The organism is Kitasatospora sp. NPDC056651 (genome assembly GCF_042792155.1).
In the GTDB taxonomy this organism is placed as follows: Bacteria; Actinomycetota; Actinomycetes; order Streptomycetales; family Streptomycetaceae; genus Kitasatospora.
Genome location: NZ_JBHTWX010000003.1, coordinates 17,970 through 34,562 on the forward strand (window position 1 = coordinate 17,970; position 16,593 = coordinate 34,562).

The following is a 16,593-nucleotide window of genomic DNA, read 5'->3' on the forward strand; positions in this document are numbered from 1 at the left end:
CGTCGGCGGCGGTGCCGGGCGGCTCACACCTCGGTGACCGACTCGGCGCCGCCGGCGCAGCCGAGCTCCTGGGCGGCCCGCTGGGCGAAGCCGGTCAGGAGCTCGGTCACGTGCTTCCGGTCGGGGATGTCGGCCGAGGGGACCTTTCCGAACCTGAGCGCGGCCCGGTAGGGCTCGACCTTGTCGTTCAGGGTGCAGCCGAAGGCGACTTCCCCGTCGAGGCCGTTGCCGGGGTACGTGGCGCTGTTCGCCATGACCTGGAGCACTCGCCCGCCCTGGCCTTCGATCCGGCAGTCCATGCCGGGCGTGGTGTCCCGCGTCGAAGGGCGGAACCCGGTCTCCACGAAGACCCTGGGGGTGTGCCCCAGCAACGCGGAGAACCCCGGGGCGTCGAGAGTGCCCCTGCATTCCCCGTGCGACAGGGCGACGGCCGGTGGCCGGTACCTGCTCTGGTCGAGGTACACGTGCCAGCCGAGCAGGCCGCCGCCCAGCAGGAGGGCCGTCGAGCCCGCGATCACGAGTCGGAAGCGTTTCACCGGCAGACGTCCTTCATGCTCTTCTGCAGCCGGTCCTGGGCGATCTTCTCCAGGTCCGTCTGTTGCCGGTCGGCCGGGCCGCCCCGGGCCGCCTCACCGGCGGTGACGACCAACTGGACGTGGCCGGCCGGCCCGCCCTGGCAGTAGTCGGAGACGGTCGCGCCGCCGGGCCAGGAGGCAGCCACCTCGCCCGCGCCGAAACCGCGGGCATCCGGGTGCTTGGCCGCCTCGGGGGAGAGGGTGGGCCCGCCGTCGTGGAAGGCGGCGGAGACGGTGATCGCGGTGCGCCCGTCCACGCGGATCGCGCAGGACACGGGATCGGAGGGACGGTTCCTGGACCTCTCCTCCACGTCCTGCCCGCCGGGCGGCAGCAGCCGTCCGAGCGGGGTGTCGGCACCGGTGGGCAGCGTGCAGAGATAGGGCTCCCGGCCGGCCGACTCGACCGGCCGGTGGCCCCGCCAGTCCAGGTAGCCGACCGCTCCGGCGGCCACGACGGCCACGGCCACGGCCACGGCGGGCAGCGCCCGGCGTCCTCCGTACCCGGTCATGCGTTGCCCGGCGCGTGGCCGACGTGGTTGTTGGTGACCCCGACGGTGTACCCGTTGATCACGCTGATCCCGGCGCTCTCCTCGAGACGCAGTCTGTCCGCCTCACTCATGCCGGAGGTGCGGGCGGCGTCCTCGATGGCCTGCTTGACGCTCCCCACCGCCTGGTTCTGGGCACCGGCATTGCTGTCGCGTGCCGTCTGGTTGCCGGCTGCCGTGGTGTCCTGCTTGTTGGCCTCGATCACGCTCTCGGCGATCGAATCGACGATCTGGCCGGCTATCTCGCCGCCGACCGGTATCTTCTCGGTCACCGTGCCGATGATGCTGTTGAAGGCGTCCTTGCCGTAGCCGACGTTCTTCTCCAGCGCTTCGTTGAACTCCTTGTCGGACTTGGCGTGCTGGTAGTGCACCTCGTCGACCCTGGCCTCGTTGAGGATGCCGCTGGCGATGCCGCCGGCGTGGGCGACGTTGTTGATGTCGACGTTGAGCCGGGCGAAGTCGGTCTGTCCGGCGTCCATGTGGCCGCGGATGAGAGCGGTGGTGTACGCCTGGTTGGCGTTGACCACCGCGCCGTAGGTCTCCGGATCCCGTCCGAGCGCGTCCAGCAGGCCGCCCACGCTGGACTTGTCGAGGTGGGCCGGGGAACCGTTGACCGGCAGCTCGTGGGTGGCGGAGAGCGAGCTCTGTACGTCTCCGATGTACTCGGCGGTCATGTGCCCGAGGTTCGCCCGCAACGGGGCGAGCTTCCCGTCACCCTTGATGTCCTCCAGCACCCCGTTGCCGTCGCTCCGGCCGAAGGTGTCCACGACCCGCTTCATCAGGTCGGCCTGCTCGGGGGTGTGCCTGGCAGCCGGCACGGGGCCCGGCTCGTCGCCCGGGTGGCCGGTGGTGGCGGCCTCCAGGGCGCGGCCGAGGGCCGCCGGACCGGACTGCTTGCTCGCGTCCCACGCCTTCGGGTCCCGTGCGCTGGTGTCCGGGACCCAGTCCTTGTCGTGGGAGTAGTACGTGAGGTAGTCCGCGGGCTTGGGCTTGCCGCCCTGGTTGACCGTGCCGTCCTCGTTGTACGCGGTCGGCTTCTCGGAGAAGAACTTGGTGGCCGCCTCCGGGCTGTGCGAGAGCGCGTCCAGGATGGCGGTGGTGGGGCGGAAGCCGGCGCCGGCCTCCGCACCTCCGGCCAGGTTGAAGCCCTGGATCCGGGAACCGGGCGGCGGGGCCGGCCAGTACCGGTCCTGGGTGTCGAGCTGGGTGACGTGCTCGGCGATGGGGTTGATGAAGTGGGCGTCGTAGTTGCCGTTCATCAGGATGCCGGAGAGCACCTGGTAGCCGTACGGCTGGTAGTCCAGGCCGGAGGCCCGGTAGGGCTTGTCCCAGACCTGCTGGGAGCCGGCCTTGCGCAGGGCCGCGTTCCACTCGTCCGACAGGTGCGGCTCGTTGGTGGTGCGGGTGGCGGTGGCCAGGGTGAGCCCGAGGTTCTTCTGGAGCTGCTCGTAGGCCTTCCAGCGGGCGGACTTGTCGTCGCGTGGGTGCGCCGGGTCGCCGACCATGGAGTTCCAGGACTTGATCAGGCCGTCCGGGCCGAGGTCCTGGTAGAACTTGGTGGCGAACTTCGGGTCGTCGCCGTGCGAGGCCAGCAGCGAGTTCAGCTCGGTGAGTTCGGGATCGGTGATGTCCCCGCCCTTGGCGGCGAGCTGGGCGGCGCGCTTGCCGTCCGCCTCGGGGCCGCCGCCGATGGCCTTGCCGTTGAAGGACTTCGCCTGGTCGGTCATGCTGTCGGCGCGCAGCGCGTAGGCGATCCGCTCGTCGGCGGCGTTGGCCTCGGCGACGGCGGTGTCGATCGCCTTGCGGGCGGCCTCCGCCTTGTCGCCCCACTCCCGCTGGTAGTCCCGCAGGGCCTCGTAGTCGTGCCGGGTGGCGTTGTCGGCCGGGGGCCAGCTCACGGTGCCGGTGTCGGTGACGGTCAGTCCGGCCGTCCGGGCGTCCGCGACGGACTTGTCCAGCTTGGCCTTGGCCGCCTTGAACTCGGCCGAGGCCTCCTTGAATATCGAGGCGAAGGCGTTGGCCTCGGTGACGGCGGCGGTCAGCTGCTCGTTGGTGCGCTGGAGGCCGGGCCGGGCCTGGTCGGCCGAAGGGCCGCTCCAGCACGCGGAGTTGACCTTGGCTATCACCGTGCTGTCCCAGTCGTTGTCCAGTGACTGGAGCTTCACGGCCACGTTGGTCCAGGCGGTGGAGGCGGTGTCCAGGACGCCGAAGTCGGCGGTGCTGAGCTCGTGGAAGTCGACCATGGCGGGCCCCCTCAGCCGGTGAAGCCGGCCTGGGTGGCCGACTCGTTGCGCTGGTAGTTGGTGGCGGTGGCGCGCAGCGCCTGGGTGGTCTGGCCGATGGTGCCGCCGAGGGCGGCGACGCACTGGTCCCATGTGGTGGTGGCGCCCTGGGCGGCCTTGCCGGTGCTCCAGTTGGCGAGCGAGGTGGAGACCTTGGCGGTGGCCTCGTCGGCGGCCCGGCCGTCGGTGTTGAGGCGGGCGTGGATCTGGTCGGAGTTGTTCCCCGCGGTGGCGATCGCGTTGGGGTCGGCGCTGAAGCCGCCGCCCCCGCCCCCGCCCCCGCCGCCGTCCGTCGAGGCCGACGCGGAGTTGATCCGGGTGCGAGCCGTCTCCTGGGCGCGGGCCTGGTCGGTCAGGTTGCCGTCCGCGTCGTAGGCCCATGGGTTCATCATCCGGTCGAACGCCGTCGCCCGATCAGTCATGTCGCTCGCTTCCCCTCCGTGCCGGCTCGCTGTTCCGGCACCCCCGTCGGCAAAGAATTCGTCAAAGACGCCAAGATTTCGACAAAGGGTACAGGGGGGCCTCCGCTTGTGCCGAACCCCTAGGGGTGCGGGGGCCGGACGTCATCCCGCAGCAGCAGGCGGCCTCGTCATTCCAGCTCATGACCCGTGCGGCAGAGGGCCGTTACGTTGGTGAACGTGTCCACAGCTGTCATCAAGACGGACGGCCTCACCAAGAGGTTTCCCAGCGTCACCGCGCTCGACCAGCTCACCGTCGAGGTGCGGCCGGGCGTGGTCGGCCTGGTCGGGGCCAACGGTGCGGGCAAGTCCACCCTGATCAAGATCCTGCTCGGGCTCGCCCCGGCGACCTCCGGCCGGGGCGAGGTCCTCGGCCTGGACATCGCCACCCAGGGCTCCGAGATCCGCGCCCGGGTCGGCTACATGCCCGAGCACGACTGCCTGCCGCCGGACGTCTCCGCGACCGAGTTCGTGGTGCACATGGCCCGGATGGCGGGCCTGCCCGCCACCGCCGCCCGTGAGCGCACCGCCGACACCCTGCGGCACGTCGGCCTGTACGAGGAGCGGTACCGCCCGATGGGCGGCTACTCGACCGGCATGAAACAGCGGGTCAAACTCGCCCAGGCGCTGGTGCACGACCCGAAGCTGGTGCTGCTGGACGAGCCGACCAACGGCCTCGACCCGGTCGGCCGGGACGAGATGCTGGGGCTGATCCGCCGGGTGCACACCGACTTCGGCATCTCGGTGCTGGTCACCACCCACCTGCTCGGCGAGCTGGAGCGCACCTGCGACCACCTGGTCGTGATCGACGGCGGCAAGCTGCTGCGCTCCTCCTCCACCGCCTCCTTCACCGAGGCGACGGCCGTCCTCGCCGTCGAGGTCGGCGACTTCCCGGACGACCACGCCGGGGAACCGGGCCCGGCGCTGCGCGAGCGGCTCGCCGCGGCCGGACTGTCCGTCCAGCCCGAGGGCTCGCACCAGCTGCTGGTCCGGCTGGCCGACGAGTCGACGTACGACACCATCCGCGACACCGTCGCCGAACTCGGCCTCGGCCTGGTCCGGTTGGAGCAGCGCCGGCACCGGGTCGCCGAGCTCTTCACCGAGTCCCGGGAGCAGGACGCCCGGGGCGCCGACCGGCCCGAACAGACCGGCCGGCCCGATCAGACCGACCGGCCCGAGCAGACCGGCCGGCCCGAGCAGAGCAAGGGAGGGACGAACGATGCCGCTGCCTCCTGAGCGCAGGTCCGCCGACACCGGCGTCATCCACGACATCGGCTACCGCGGCTACACCGGACCCCGGCTCGGCCGCTCCTACGCCACCCGCGCGCTCTTCACCCAGAGCCTGCGCGCCGCGTACGGGCTCGGCCGCTCCGGCAAGTCCAAGGTGCTGCCGATGCTGGTGCTGGGCGCGGTCACCGTGCCCGCGATGGTCATGGTGGCGCTCTCGGTCGTGATGAAGCGGCCCGAGCTGCCGGTCGACTACGCGGGCTACCTCTCCATGCTGAGCCTGGTGGTCTCGGTCTTCCTGGCCTCCCAGGCGCCGGTGCTGCTCTCCCGGGACCTGCGCTACCAGACCGTCCCGCTCTACTTCTCCCGCCCGATCACCCGCGCCGACTACGTCCGGGCCAAGTTCGGCGCCATGGCCTGCGCCCAACTGCTGCTGATGGCGGCCCCGTTGCTGGTGCTCTACGTCGGCGCGCTGCTCGGCGGGATGGACTTCGCGCACAACACCGGCCACTTCCTGTACGGCCTGGCCGCGGCCGTGCTGTACGCCCTGGTGCCCACCTCGGTGGCCGTGGTGATCGCGGCCGCCACCCCGCGCCGGGGCTTCGGGGTGGCCGCGATCATGGGCTACCTGACGATCAGCGCCGCGCTGGGGGCCGCCGCGGTCGGGATCAGCAACCCCGGGACGACCGGCTCCGACACCGCGCAGTGGACGTCGCTGATCTCGCCCACCGACCTGGTGGAGTCCCTGGTCAACGAGCTGTTCGGGCTCGGCGAGGGGCTCGACCGCCGGCACGCGCCGGGCGGCCTCGGGGCGCTGGTGTTCGTGCTCGTCGCGGTGGCCATGGTGGTCGGCGCGTACCGGCTGCTGCTGCGCCGCTACCGGACCATCTGAGATCTGAGAGGAGAGGCGGCATGGCCACCATCAGCATCGACAAGGTCTCCCGCTGGTTCGGGAACGTGGTCGCGGTCAACGACATCACCATGGACATCGGCCCCGGCATCACCGGCCTGCTCGGGCCGAACGGCGCGGGCAAGTCCACCCTCATCCACATGATGAGCGGCTTCCTGGCCCCCTCCAGCGGCTCCGTCACCCTGGACGGCGCGCCGATCTGGCGCAACCAGCAGGTGTACCGGCAGATCGGCCTGGTGCCCGAGCGGGAGTCGATGTACGACTACCTGACCGGTTGGGAGTTCGTCCTCGCCAACGCCGAACTGCACGGCCTGCCCCAGCCGGGCGCCGCCGCCCGCCGGGCGCTGGACCTGGTGGAGATGGCGTACGCCAAGGACCGCCGCACCGGCACCTACTCCAAGGGCATGAAGCAGCGGGTCAAGATGGCCTCGGCGCTGGTCCACGACCCGTCCGTGCTGCTGCTCGACGAGCCCTTCAACGGCATGGACCCGCGCCAGCGGCTCCAGCTCATGGACCTGCTGCGCCGCTTCGGCGAGGACGGCCGCACGGTGCTGTTCTCCTCGCACATCCTGGAGGAGGTCGAGCAGCTGGCCCGGCACATCGAGGTGGTGGTCGCCGGACGGCACGCGGCCTCGGGCGACTTCCGCAGGATCCGCCGGCTGATGACCGACCGCCCGCACCGCTACCTCGTCCGTTCCAGCGACGACCGCCGGCTCGCCGCCGCGCTGATCGCCGACGGCTCGACCACCGGCATCGAGGTGGACGAGCGGGACCGGGCGCTGCGGATCGAGGCGGTGAACTTCCAGGGCTTCACCACCCTGCTGCCCCGGGTCGCCCGGGAGGCCGGCATCCGGCTGTACACCGTCTCCCCGGCGGACGAATCGCTGGAGAGCGTCTTCTCGTACCTGGTCTCCGCGTGAGCGCCGCCGCCGCGGGGACCGCCGCTGTCGTTCGGACCGCGGCCGCCCGCACCGCCGCCGCTCCGGCCGTCGTCACCAGGACCGTTGTTGCCCAGGAAGGGGCCGACCGACCATGAACCCCACCGTCGCCAGGCTGGCCCTGCGCGGGTTGTTGGGCCGCCGCCGCGGCCTGCTGTTGCTGGTGGCCCCCGTCCTGCTGCTGGCCGTCGCGGCCCTCGCGAGCGCGTCGGGTGCCGACGCGCACGAGATGACCGGCAGGGTGCTCGGCGCCCTCGGCCTCGGCACCCTGGTCCCGATCCTCGGGCTGGTCGTGGGCACCGGGGTGATCGCCACCGAGATCGACGACGGCTCGATCGTCTACCTGCTGGCCAAGCCGCTGCCCCGGTGGCGGATCGTGACCACCAAGCTGGCCGTCGCGATCGGCGTCACGTGGCTGTTCTCGGTCGTCCCGACGCTGCTGGCCGGGCTGCTGCTGGTCGGCACCAGGGACGGCGTGGCCCTCGGCTACGCGGTGGCGGTGCTGGTCGCCGGGGCCGCGTACAGCGCGCTGTTCCTGCTGCTCGGCGTCGTCACCCGGCACGCGGTGGTGGCCGGGCTGGCGTACGCCCTGATCTGGGAGTCGACGATCGGCAACTTCGTCGAGGGCGCCCGGACGCTGAGCATCCAGCAATGGGGCCGCGCGGTGGGCGAGGCGGTCGCGGGGCAGAACGCGATCAGCGCGGACGTCTCGCTCGGGGCGGCCGTACCGCTGCTGCTGGTGGTCACCGTCGCGGCGACGGTGCTCGCCTCGGTGAAGCTGGCCGGGCTGACCCTGGCCGGCGAGGAGTGAGCCGCCGGGGCCGGGCCGGGTGAACGGCGAAGTGCCCCGGGGCCCGTACGCACGGGCCCCGGGGCACTTCGCTTCGGTCGCTTTCGCCGCTTCCGTCGTTCTCGCCGCGAGCCGTTCAGAGGGTGCGGTTGCGGCCCGCGCCCCAGCCGGCCGCGCCGACCACCAGCACCAGGACCAGCATCAGGACCAGGGCGGTGTCCCAGCCGCCGGTCAGCTGGTGCAGCGCGCCGGCGCCGACCGGGCCGGCCGCCGCGACCAGATAGCCGATCGCCTGCGACATCCCGCCCAGCTGGGCCGCGCCGGCCGCGTTGCGGGTGCGCAGCACGATGAACGCCAGGCCCAGGCCCAGCGAGCCGCCCTGGGCCACGCCGAGGATGGTCGCCGACACCCACGCGGCGGAGACCGGCGCGACCAGCAGCAGGGCGATGCCCAGCCCGTTCAGGGCGACCATGGTCAGCGCGAGCCCGCGCTGGCTGGTCATCCGGCCGGCCATCAGCGGCACCAGGAAGGCACCCGCCACCTGCACCAGGTTGGAGAAGGCGAAGACCAGACCGGCCTGGCCGCGGTCCATGCCATGGTCCGCCAGGATGGTCGGCATCCACGCGACCAGGGTGTAGACCAGCAGCGACGAGATGCCCATGAAGAGGCTGATCTGCCAGGCCAGCGGGGACTTCCAGAGGCCCTCGATCGGCTTGGCCGGCGCGGCGGCCGCGGCCACCGCCCCCTGCTGCTCCTGCCGGGCGCGCAGCACCTGCGGCAGCCAGGCCACCGCCGCGACCAGCGCGAGCAGCGACCAGGCGCCGAGCGAGGCCTGCCAGCCGCCGCCGAGCGCGCGCTCCAGCGGGACGGAGGTGCCGGCCGCGAGCGTGGCGCCGACCAGCATGGTGGTCGAGTAGACGCCCGTCATGGTGGCCGCGCGGTCCGGGAACTCGCGCTTGACCAGGCCGGGCATCGACACGTTCAGCACCGCGATCGCCACGCCGATCACCACGCAGCCCGCGTACAGCGCCGCCACCGAGGGCAGCACCCGCAGCAGCACGCCCGCGCCCAGCACCAGCACCGCGCCGAGCACCACCCGTTCGACGCCGAAGCGCCGGGTCAGCCGGGGGGTGAGCGGGGCGCCGACGCCCTGGAACAGCACCGGGACGGTGGTGATCAGCCCGGCCGCGGTGGCCGACAGGCCGAAGGTCCGCTGGATCTCGCCGACCATCGGGGAGACCGCGGCCAGACAGGCGCGCATGTTCGCGGCGACCAGCACGATGCCGGCCAGCAGCAGGAGCGGATGGGCCAGCCGGGCGCGGACGGGGAGCGGGGCAGGGGTGGTGGCAACCGGCTGCTGGGCACGGGTGACGGCCATGGATGTGCTGTTCTTTCGTGAATGTGCGTGGATGCGGACGGCGGAAGGGGAGGCTCGCGCCGTCCTACTTCCGGGCCGCGATGGCCGCGAGCAGCTGCTCGACGGCCGCGATGGGCTCGGCGAGCAGCGCACGGGAGGCCGTCTCGGCCCGGTCCGGGTCACCGCTCTCGATCGCGTCGACCAGCGCCTCGTGGGTGGCCACGACCGCTTCGGGCATCTCGTGGTCACCGAAGGCGGAGGTCATCGTCTCGCGCACGGAGGCGCTGAAGTAGCGGTACACCTCGGTCAGCGCCGGGTTGTGCGCCGCCTCGACGACGGCGGTGTGGAACTCCAGGTCGTGCTCGACGGTGGCTTCGCGGCTCGCCCGCTCGGGGTGCGTCGCGAACACCTCGGCCTCGCGGGCCAGCGCGGCCCGCATCCGCCGGATGTCCTCGGGGGTGTGCCGCAGCGCGGCCAGCCGGGAGCCTTCGGTCTCCAGCGCCGCACGGACCTCCAGGACGTCCCGGATGCCCGAACGCTGGACGCCGCGCAGCACCGAGGCCGGGTCGCTGGTGGAGCGGACGAACGTCCCCTCGCCCTGCCGGGAGACCAGCATTCCGGCGTGCACCAGCACCCGGATCGCCTCCCGCACGGTGTTCCGTCCGACCCGCATCCGCTCGGCCAGCTCGTGCTCGGTGGGGATCCGCGACCCGACCGGCCACACCCCGCCCGCGAGCTGCTCCCGCAGCTGCTCGATCGCGGTGTCCACCAGGGAACGCCGTCCGGCCGCCTGCAGACCGCCGCTCATGCCGGACCTCCCTTTCACACCGCGTACGTCATCACTGGTCATCGGTCATCCTACAACTGCTTGCCCGGTCATCCTACAACTGCCCTGACCTCGCCGGATGCCGGGCTCGGGGACCCGGCGTCCGGCGGTGGTGGGCGGCGGCGGGCGCCGGCGGGCCGGCGGACTCCCGGATTCCGGCAGTCCGGAAAATCCGCTAGCTGATGACAGGTCAGATTTCCTCCCGGAGTGGGTAGTTACGTCACACGAAGATTCACGAAGGGTGATCGACCATGAGCACCTTCGACACCTGGAACTGCCTGAACTGCGGCCTGGTGAACCCCCCGGGCGTGCCCTGCTCCGGCTGCGGGGCCCCCGTCGGCGCCAAGGCCGCCGCCCCCGCCCCGACCCCCCGCGGCCGGACGCCCGGGCCCGCGGCACCGCCGCGCGCCACGGACGCCACCCGCTACCTGTGCGCGGCCGTGCAGATGGACAGCACCCTCGCCCACCGCGCGATCGGCTCCGTCCTCGGCGAGCCGCGCCGGGCCGTCGCCTCCTCGCCCGACGTCGACCTGGCCTGCGTGCTGCGCTACGCCGTCTTCGCCCGTACCCGGCACACCACCGCCAAGGTGCTGCTCGCGCTGATCGCGGTCTGCATCGTGGCCTCCTTCTTCCTCCACCCCTTCGAGCGGACCGAAGCGCCCGCCCCGACCCCGATCTACGGCTACCCCGGCCAGGAGGCCGCCGCGTCCGCGTCGGACACCTGGCTGGCCCTCTTCGGCCTGCCGATCGTCCTGATCCCGCTCCTGGTGATGGCCTGGGCCGTCGTCCTCATCGAACAGCTCACCGCCTACTTCGGCGTGATCAAGCCCCGGTTGAGCCGGGGCGTGTTCGACCCCGCCCAGGCGCCGGTCGCCACCAGGCCCGAGGAGGAGGGACGGCTGCGGGAGCTGGCCGCGCTGGACCACACCGGCAACGTCACGGTCTTCTCCGGCTTCGAGCCCTTCCTCGGGTACGGGCAGCTGCTCAACACCTGGAACTTCACCATCCCGGTGGACCGGCCCGGCGAGCACTTCGACCGGGTCCTGCCGTTCTCCATCGCCGACCTGACCGCCGAGACCACCAGGGCGGTGGAGTCGCTCGGGCTGCCCGAGGTGAGCGTCTCCGAGCGGGTCTTCGTCAGCGGCGCGGACCTGTCGCTGGGCGTCGATCCGGCCGTCCGGGCCGTCCTGCTGCCCCGGCCGACCGACCGGCCGACCCGCGACCTGCCCGCCGGCATCGTCGACCGGCTGCGCGAGGACGGCACCGCCCGGGCCCGGCCCTACCTGGTGACGACGGTGTCGGGCTGGGGCAGCGAGGTGGTGACCACCAGCACCGTCCGGTTCGGCCTCAGCCCCGCCAAGGACCTGCTCTTCGTCGAGGGCGCCTCCTCGATGCTCCCCCCGGTCAAGGAGGTCTACCACCTGGTCGACCACCTGCTCGACCGGCCGACCTGGCGCCAGCTCGTCACCCTGGCCTGGACGTCCCTCAAGAGCATGCCCGGCCGCCTGCTGCGCGGCGCCGGTTTCGTGCTGGCCCTGCCCTTCGCGCCCGTCGCCGCCTGGCTCACGAGCGGCGACCAGCTGCGCCAGATCCGGTTCAGCGCCTTCAACTACGGCTCGCTGACCAGCATCCGGCAACTGGCGGCCGATTCCAGGTTCCACCGCTACTACCAGCAGATCGACCACCAGATGTACACCAAGGTCGTCGAGCGGCGGACCCTGGACACCCTGATCGACTTCCTCCAGGACCGCCAGGTCGACGTCTCCGAGCTCCACGAACGCCGGAACGTCATCTACAACGGGGGCATCTTCACCTCCGGCAACGCCAGCATCAGCTTCGTCAACTCCCCGGTCGCCGCCGGGGCGGGCAGCCGGGTGCGGAACATCCTCCCGACCCGCGCCCCGGAGGGCAGGAAGGCCAGGTCATGAGCGAGGGACGCAACAACTCCGGCGGGTTCCACATCAGCGGCAGCGGACCCGTCAACTTCACCAACTCGCCCGTGGCCGCGGGCCGGAACTCCTCGGTCACGGTCAACTCCGGTGCGGGGGAGGTGGACGAGGAGGCGCTCGCCCGGCGGGTGCTGGCGCTCGCCGAGCAGCTGCGCCGGGAGAGCGAGCCGGACAGCCGCGAGGCGCAGGCCGCCGAGGACCTCCAGGCCGAGGTCGCCTCCCCGGCCCGGCGCTGGGACCAGGTGCTGCGCTTCCTCAGCCGGGCCCGGGCCGGCGTCGTCGCCACCACCGCGGTCGCGGCCGAGATCCAGAACCTGGACGAGGCGGTCCGGTCGATGCTCCCCTAGGGCGCGTCTGACGATTCCCGCCGGGTGCGCGGTGTTGCGATGCACGCACCCCAACACCGCGCCCTGATCCGACGCGAATCGTCAGACACGCCCTAGCCGCGTCTGACGGCCGGCACCAGGCAACCCACACGACAGGAAGGGGGGTGCGGTGGCCGAGACCAAGGGTGTCCTGCTGCCCGCCTACGTACTGGCCGACGAGTCGGCCTCGATGGAACCGTACCTGGCCGAACTCTCCGACGGACTGGTCTCGTTGTGCGAGGGGCTGCGGGCCGAGCCGATGATCGCCGCCAAGCTGCGGCTCGCCGTCCTCGGCTTCTCCGACGACGTGCGGATCCGCCTCGCGGTGACCGACATGCGGACCGAGACCAGACTGCCCCAGGTCGTCATCCGCTCACTGACCAACTACCGGGCCGTCTTCGAGGACCTGCTGGACCGCATCCCCACCGACGTCCAGTGGCTGCGCGGCCAGGGGTACAAGGTGCACCGACCGGTGGTGTTCCTGCTCAGCGACGGCCAGCCGACCGACGGCGACGACTGGCGGGACGCGCACGCCCTCCTCACCGACCACCGGCGGACCCCGACCGCCCCCAACATCATCGCCTGCGGCATCGGCGAGGCCGAGCCCCGGACCATGCTCGCGGTGGCGACCCGTCCGGAGTTCGCCTTCGTGGCCCGGTCCGGCATCGACCTCGGCCGGGCCATCGGCGAGTTCTTCCACGCGCTCACCACCAGCCTGGTCGCCTCCGGCCAGGCCCTGGGCTCCGCCAACCCGCACCTCGTGGTCAACCGGCCCGACCAGTTCGTCCTCGCCATCGACGAGGTCGGGCAGTGACGCGGTACGGTCCCGGCCCGGAGCCGGGCCCCGGGACGGGTGCGGCCGGCCCATGGGAGCGGATCGCCGTGGGCACGCCCGGGATCGAGTTCGAGCCGAGGCCGCCGCGCCAGCCCGCCTACGACTTCCCCGACACCGAGTGCGACGGCTGGTCCACCGACGCCCTGGCCGTGCGCTTCGCCTCCGTCCGCGGAGCCGAGCACCGCTACTACGGCCGGCCGCGCCAGGACGCCGCGCGCGTCGCCCTGCACCAGCCCACCGGCGCGGTCGCCTTCGCCGTCGCGGACGGCGTCTCGGCCGCGACCAGCGCCGAGCTCGGCGCCATCGAGGCCTGCCGCGCCGCCCTCGCCCACACGCTCCACCTGCTCTCCGAGCGCCCGGGCCCGGTGGACTTCCAGGACGTCGCCCGGCACGCCGCCCGACGGCTGCGGCAGGTCGCCCGCTGGCGGCTGGGCGGCCAGGAGCCGGACCCGGCCGAGGTCTCCCGGCTGTACGCGACCACCCTGGTCACCGGCGTGGTCCGCCCCGACCCGGCCGGTCCCGTCGTCGAGCTCTGCCGGATCGGGGACTCCGGGGCCTGGGTGCTCGACCTCCGCCACGGCCGCTACCACCCGCTGTTCGGCCCGAAGTCCGCCGGCGACAGCCCGCTGATCGGCACCGAGGTGACCCCGCTGCCCGTCGTGCCCGACCCGATCGAGCGCACCCGTCTGCGGCTCGCCCCGGGACTCGCCCTGCTGATCGGCACCGACGGCTTCGGCGACCCGCTCGGCGACGGGGACGGCCAGGTCGGCGAGCTGTTCGCGGGCGCCCTCGCCGCCCCGCCCGCCCCGCTCCGGCTCGCCCACCTGCTCGACTTCTCCCGCGAGACCTTCGACGACGACCGGACCCTCCTGGTCGTCTGGCCGCACCCCGCACAGGAGGCGCGATGACGGACGAAGGCGCCGTTCCGACCGTCGACCACGACAGCCTGGTCCTGGCCCGCCGCCTCGGGCAGGGCGGCCAGGGGACCGTCCACGAGGTGGCGGGCCCGTCCGACGGCCACGCCCTCGTCTACAAGGAGTACCGCCCGGAAGTCCTCCCCGGACTCGACACCGGCGCGCTGGCCGCCATGGTGGCGCTGCTCGCCGAACTCGACGGAGCCGAGGCCCGCTGGCTCTGCGAGCGGGCCGCCTGGCCCACCGCCCTGGTCCGCCGGCACGGCCGTGTCCGCGGCTTCCTGATGCGGGCCGCCCCCGAGCGCTTCCACTTCGAGCTGCACGCCCTCGGCGGCGGCACGGCGGCCACCCGACGGCTGGCCACCCTGGAGTTCCTGCTCAACGAGGACGACTACGTGGCCCGGGTCGGCCTCACCGTCAGCGACCGCGACCGCCTGGCACTGCTCGCCGACCTCGCCACCACGCTGTCCCGGCTGCACCGCCTCGGCATCGCGGTGGGCGACCTGTCCCCGAAGAACCTGCTCTTCGCCACCGACGGCGGCCGGGCCGGCTGCTTCCTCATCGACTGTGACGCCGTGCGGCTGCGCGGCGCCACCGTCCTGCCGCAGGTCGAGACCCCGGACTGGCAGCTCCCGCACGGCGAGGAGCGGGGGACGGCGGCGGGCGACGCCCACAAGCTCGCGCTGCTGGCCGTGCGGCTCTTCGCCCGGGACCAGAACACCGTCGACCCGGCGGCGCTGGCCGCGCTCAGCCCGGCCCTCGGTGAACTGGCCCGGTCCGGACTCGACCCGGACCCGTCGCGCCGGCCCGCCCCGGCGCTCTGGGCGGAGCACCTCACGGCGGCCGCCGCCACCGCCTCCACCGCCCCGGCGGCGGCCTCGGCGACTGCCGCGGCGGTGAACCCGGCGGTGCCGTCGGTCGGCACTCCGCCGGTCGGCACGCCAACGGTCGGCACTCCGCCGGCCGGGACACCGCCGACCAGGACGCCCCCGGCCGCCGTCGGCATCGGCATCGCCGCGGTCGTCGCGGCCGTGGTCCTCGCGGTCGTGCTGGGAGTCGCCCACAACAGGTCCGGCTCCTCACCGGTGGCATCCGGCCCCGGCTACACGCCGCCGGTCCTGTCCACGTACACGCCCACGTACCGGCCGACGTACACACCCACGTACACACCCACCTACACGCCGCCGCCGTTCACGCCCAGCACCCCGTCCTTCGACCCCGCCACGCTCGACGGCGAACGGACCGACCGCACTCCGCTGACCCCTGCCGCGCTGCTCCCCGATGCGTTCGCCGGCCCCGAGGGGGTGAGCTACAGCAGGAACTCGGGCGGGCTGATGAGCTGCGTGACGGCCGACATGAGCGACAACGTCCGGACCGTGCTGAACAACGGCGGCTGCGTGAACCAGGTGGTCGGCACCTACGCCGATGCCGGAGGACGGATCCTGGTGATGGTCATGGTCGAACCGATGATGGACGCCCAGACCGCCACAGCGGCCTTCAACACCCTCAACAACGAGCACAACAGCAGCGATTGGGGCTTCTGGTGCCCGCGCGAGGGAACCGGATCCGAGCTGTGCGAAACGGATCTGAGGCGCGCCGCCCAGTACAGCTGGAGCGGCGCCAAGCACCGGTACCTGATCCATGCCGTGGCGCTCTACATCGACCTGGGCAGCGACAGCGGCGTCGAGCGGTTGAAGGAGGTGGCACGCGCCGCGTTCGGTGTCGCCGGCCCGCAGAACTACTGGTAGAGCCGCTCCAGCACGGCCGCGACGCCGTCCTCGTCGTTGCTGGCGGTGACGGCGTCGGCCACGGCGAGGAGCTCCTCGTGGGCGTTGGCCATGGCGACGCCGTGGGCGGCCCAGCCGAACATCGGGACGTCGTTGGGCATGTCGCCGAAGGCGATGGTGTCGGCGGCGCGCACGCCCAGACGGCGGGCGGCGACGGCCAGGCCGGTGGCCTTGGAGAGGCCGAGCGGGAGCAGCTCGACCACGCCGGCGCCGGCCATCACCACGCCCACCAGGTCGCCGGCGGCGCGCCGGGCGGCCTCGGCGAGGGCGTCGTCGGTGAGGGCGTGGTGCTGGATGTAGAGCTTGCTGAGCGGGGCGTCGAGCAGTCCGCCGCGCTCGACCCGGACGACCGGCAGGTCGGAGCCGATCAGCAGCTCGTACCCGGGGCCGGCCAGCACCTGGCCGTCGAGGCCGTCCTGGTTGGCGGCGATGGCCAGCGGGCCGGTCTCGGCCTCGATCTTCTCGATCGCGAGCGCGGCCAGCCGCCGGTCCAGGGTGAGCGAGGTGAGCAGCTTGTGCGCGCCGGCGTCGTACACCTGGGCGCCCTGGCCGCAGACGGCTATCCCGGTGTAGCCGATCTCGTCGAAGACCGGGCGGGCCCAGACCGCGGAGCGCCCGGTGACGATGATGTGCAGCGCGCCCGCGCCGGTGGCCGCGGCGAGGGCGGCGCGGGTGCGCTCGGAGACGGTCTCCTCGGTGGTGAGCAGGGTGCCGTCGAGGTCGGTGGCGACCAGCCGGTAGGGCAGGTCGCCACCGCCGGTGGCTCCGGGGGAGGCGGGGCTGGGGCTGGTGGTGCTCATGGGCCGTACGTCTCCCGGGAGTTGCGGGTGGTGCT

The 16,593-nt window shown here is 72.8% G+C and carries 16 protein-coding genes; 9 read left to right on the plus strand and 7 right to left on the minus strand.

Annotated elements, in window-relative coordinates; all coding sequences use genetic code 11:
- Positions 1-23 precede the first annotated feature (23 nt).
- From ACFRAR_RS02650 to ACFRAR_RS02665, 4 genes are read right to left on the minus strand one after another with little or no spacing between them, the layout of a single operon-like run.
- Positions 24-536, minus strand: a complete 513-nt coding sequence (locus tag ACFRAR_RS02650; RefSeq protein ID WP_380693942.1) for a hypothetical protein — start codon at positions 534-536, stop codon at positions 24-26.
- On the minus strand, positions 533-1,084 hold the full coding sequence (locus ACFRAR_RS02655) for a hypothetical protein (protein WP_380693944.1): 552 nt from the start codon (positions 1,082-1,084) through the stop codon (positions 533-535). The genes ACFRAR_RS02650 and ACFRAR_RS02655 overlap by 4 nt, the downstream gene beginning before the upstream one ends.
- Positions 1,081-3,363, minus strand: coding sequence for a hypothetical protein (locus ACFRAR_RS02660; protein ID WP_380693947.1), 2,283 nt, complete (start codon positions 3,361-3,363; stop codon positions 1,081-1,083). The genes ACFRAR_RS02655 and ACFRAR_RS02660 overlap by 4 nt, the downstream gene beginning before the upstream one ends.
- A gap of 11 nt (positions 3,364-3,374) precedes the next feature.
- A complete protein-coding gene (locus ACFRAR_RS02665; protein WP_380693949.1) occupies positions 3,375-3,824 on the minus strand; it encodes a hypothetical protein in 450 nt (149 codons plus the stop codon).
- Between the two features lie 216 nt (positions 3,825-4,040).
- Between ACFRAR_RS02665 and ACFRAR_RS02670 the strand changes: the two genes are divergently transcribed.
- The 4 genes from ACFRAR_RS02670 (at position 4,041) to ACFRAR_RS02685 (ending at position 7,746) form a co-directional block, all read left to right on the plus strand.
- Complete coding sequence (locus tag ACFRAR_RS02670; RefSeq protein WP_380693951.1) at positions 4,041-5,096, plus strand: ABC transporter ATP-binding protein; 1,056 nt, start codon at positions 4,041-4,043, stop codon at positions 5,094-5,096.
- Positions 5,080-5,979, plus strand: coding sequence for an ABC transporter permease subunit (locus ACFRAR_RS02675; protein ID WP_380693954.1), 900 nt, complete (start codon positions 5,080-5,082; stop codon positions 5,977-5,979). The genes ACFRAR_RS02670 and ACFRAR_RS02675 overlap by 17 nt, the downstream gene beginning before the upstream one ends.
- Before the next feature lie 20 nt (positions 5,980-5,999).
- Positions 6,000-6,917, plus strand: a complete 918-nt coding sequence (locus ACFRAR_RS02680; RefSeq protein ID WP_380693956.1) for an ABC transporter ATP-binding protein — start codon at positions 6,000-6,002, stop codon at positions 6,915-6,917.
- 112 nt (positions 6,918-7,029) lie between these two features.
- Positions 7,030-7,746, plus strand: coding sequence for an ABC transporter permease (locus tag ACFRAR_RS02685; protein WP_380693959.1), 717 nt, complete (start codon positions 7,030-7,032; stop codon positions 7,744-7,746).
- A gap of 115 nt (positions 7,747-7,861) precedes the next feature.
- On the opposite strand, the gene ACFRAR_RS02690 is transcribed toward ACFRAR_RS02685, so the two are convergent.
- Positions 7,862-9,103 carry a CynX/NimT family MFS transporter gene (locus ACFRAR_RS02690; RefSeq protein ID WP_380693961.1) on the minus strand — a complete coding sequence of 414 codons (1,242 nt, stop codon included), beginning with the start codon at positions 9,101-9,103 and terminating at the stop codon, positions 7,862-7,864.
- Positions 9,104-9,167: 64 nt separating this feature from the next.
- Positions 9,168-9,890, minus strand: a complete 723-nt coding sequence (locus ACFRAR_RS02695; RefSeq protein ID WP_380693964.1) for a FadR/GntR family transcriptional regulator — start codon at positions 9,888-9,890, stop codon at positions 9,168-9,170.
- A 269-nt stretch (positions 9,891-10,159) separates the two neighbouring features.
- On the opposite strand from ACFRAR_RS02695, the gene ACFRAR_RS02700 reads away from it, so the two are divergent.
- The 5 genes from ACFRAR_RS02700 to ACFRAR_RS02720 all read left to right on the plus strand — a co-directional run bounded on the left by ACFRAR_RS02700 (position 10,160) and on the right by ACFRAR_RS02720 (position 15,719).
- Complete coding sequence (locus tag ACFRAR_RS02700; RefSeq protein ID WP_380693967.1) at positions 10,160-11,836, plus strand: hypothetical protein; 1,677 nt, start codon at positions 10,160-10,162, stop codon at positions 11,834-11,836.
- The gene (locus ACFRAR_RS02705; protein WP_380693969.1) at positions 11,833-12,204 is read left to right on the plus strand and encodes a hypothetical protein; all 372 of its coding nucleotides are present in this window, start codon (positions 11,833-11,835) and stop codon (positions 12,202-12,204) included. The genes ACFRAR_RS02700 and ACFRAR_RS02705 overlap by 4 nt, the downstream gene beginning before the upstream one ends.
- 148 nt (positions 12,205-12,352) lie before the next feature.
- Positions 12,353-13,036 carry a hypothetical protein gene (locus ACFRAR_RS02710; protein WP_380693972.1) on the plus strand — a complete coding sequence of 228 codons (684 nt, stop codon included), beginning with the start codon at positions 12,353-12,355 and terminating at the stop codon, positions 13,034-13,036.
- A gap of 68 nt (positions 13,037-13,104) precedes the next feature.
- Complete coding sequence (locus ACFRAR_RS02715) at positions 13,105-13,965, plus strand: protein phosphatase 2C domain-containing protein (protein ID WP_380693974.1); 861 nt, start codon at positions 13,105-13,107, stop codon at positions 13,963-13,965.
- Positions 13,962-15,719, plus strand: coding sequence for a lipopolysaccharide kinase InaA family protein (locus ACFRAR_RS02720; protein WP_380693976.1), 1,758 nt, complete (start codon positions 13,962-13,964; stop codon positions 15,717-15,719). Before ACFRAR_RS02715 ends, ACFRAR_RS02720 begins: the two co-directional genes overlap by 4 nt.
- On the opposite strand, the gene ACFRAR_RS02725 is transcribed toward ACFRAR_RS02720, so the two are convergent.
- A complete protein-coding gene (locus tag ACFRAR_RS02725; RefSeq protein WP_380693978.1) occupies positions 15,710-16,558 on the minus strand; it encodes an HAD family hydrolase in 849 nt (282 codons plus the stop codon). The two genes, ACFRAR_RS02720 and ACFRAR_RS02725, sit on opposite strands and share 10 nt — an antisense overlap.
- Between the last annotated feature and the right edge of the window lie 35 nt (positions 16,559-16,593).

What these genes read in the sequence shown, in the direction of transcription:
- ACFRAR_RS02655 (WP_380693944.1), bottom strand. Translation starts at nt 1,084, where the DNA reads ATGACCGGGTACGGAGGACGCCGGGCGCTGCCCGCCGTGGCCGTGGCC.
- ACFRAR_RS02660 (WP_380693947.1), bottom strand. Translation starts at nt 3,363, where the DNA reads ATGGTCGACTTCCACGAGCTCAGCACCGCCGACTTCGGCGTCCTGGAC.
- ACFRAR_RS02665 (WP_380693949.1), bottom strand. Translation starts at nt 3,824, where the DNA reads ATGACTGATCGGGCGACGGCGTTCGACCGGATGATGAACCCATGGGCC.
- ACFRAR_RS02675 (WP_380693954.1), top strand. Translation starts at nt 5,080, where the DNA reads ATGCCGCTGCCTCCTGAGCGCAGGTCCGCCGACACCGGCGTCATCCAC.
- ACFRAR_RS02680 (WP_380693956.1), top strand. Translation starts at nt 6,000, where the DNA reads ATGGCCACCATCAGCATCGACAAGGTCTCCCGCTGGTTCGGGAACGTG.
- ACFRAR_RS02685 (WP_380693959.1), top strand. Translation starts at nt 7,030, where the DNA reads ATGAACCCCACCGTCGCCAGGCTGGCCCTGCGCGGGTTGTTGGGCCGC.
- ACFRAR_RS02690 (WP_380693961.1), bottom strand. Translation starts at nt 9,103, where the DNA reads ATGGCCGTCACCCGTGCCCAGCAGCCGGTTGCCACCACCCCTGCCCCG.
- ACFRAR_RS02695 (WP_380693964.1), bottom strand. Translation starts at nt 9,890, where the DNA reads ATGAGCGGCGGTCTGCAGGCGGCCGGACGGCGTTCCCTGGTGGACACC.
- ACFRAR_RS02700 (WP_380693967.1), top strand. Translation starts at nt 10,160, where the DNA reads ATGAGCACCTTCGACACCTGGAACTGCCTGAACTGCGGCCTGGTGAAC.
- ACFRAR_RS02705 (WP_380693969.1), top strand. Translation starts at nt 11,833, where the DNA reads ATGAGCGAGGGACGCAACAACTCCGGCGGGTTCCACATCAGCGGCAGC.
- ACFRAR_RS02720 (WP_380693976.1), top strand. Translation starts at nt 13,962, where the DNA reads ATGACGGACGAAGGCGCCGTTCCGACCGTCGACCACGACAGCCTGGTC.
- ACFRAR_RS02725 (WP_380693978.1), bottom strand. Translation starts at nt 16,558, where the DNA reads ATGAGCACCACCAGCCCCAGCCCCGCCTCCCCCGGAGCCACCGGCGGT.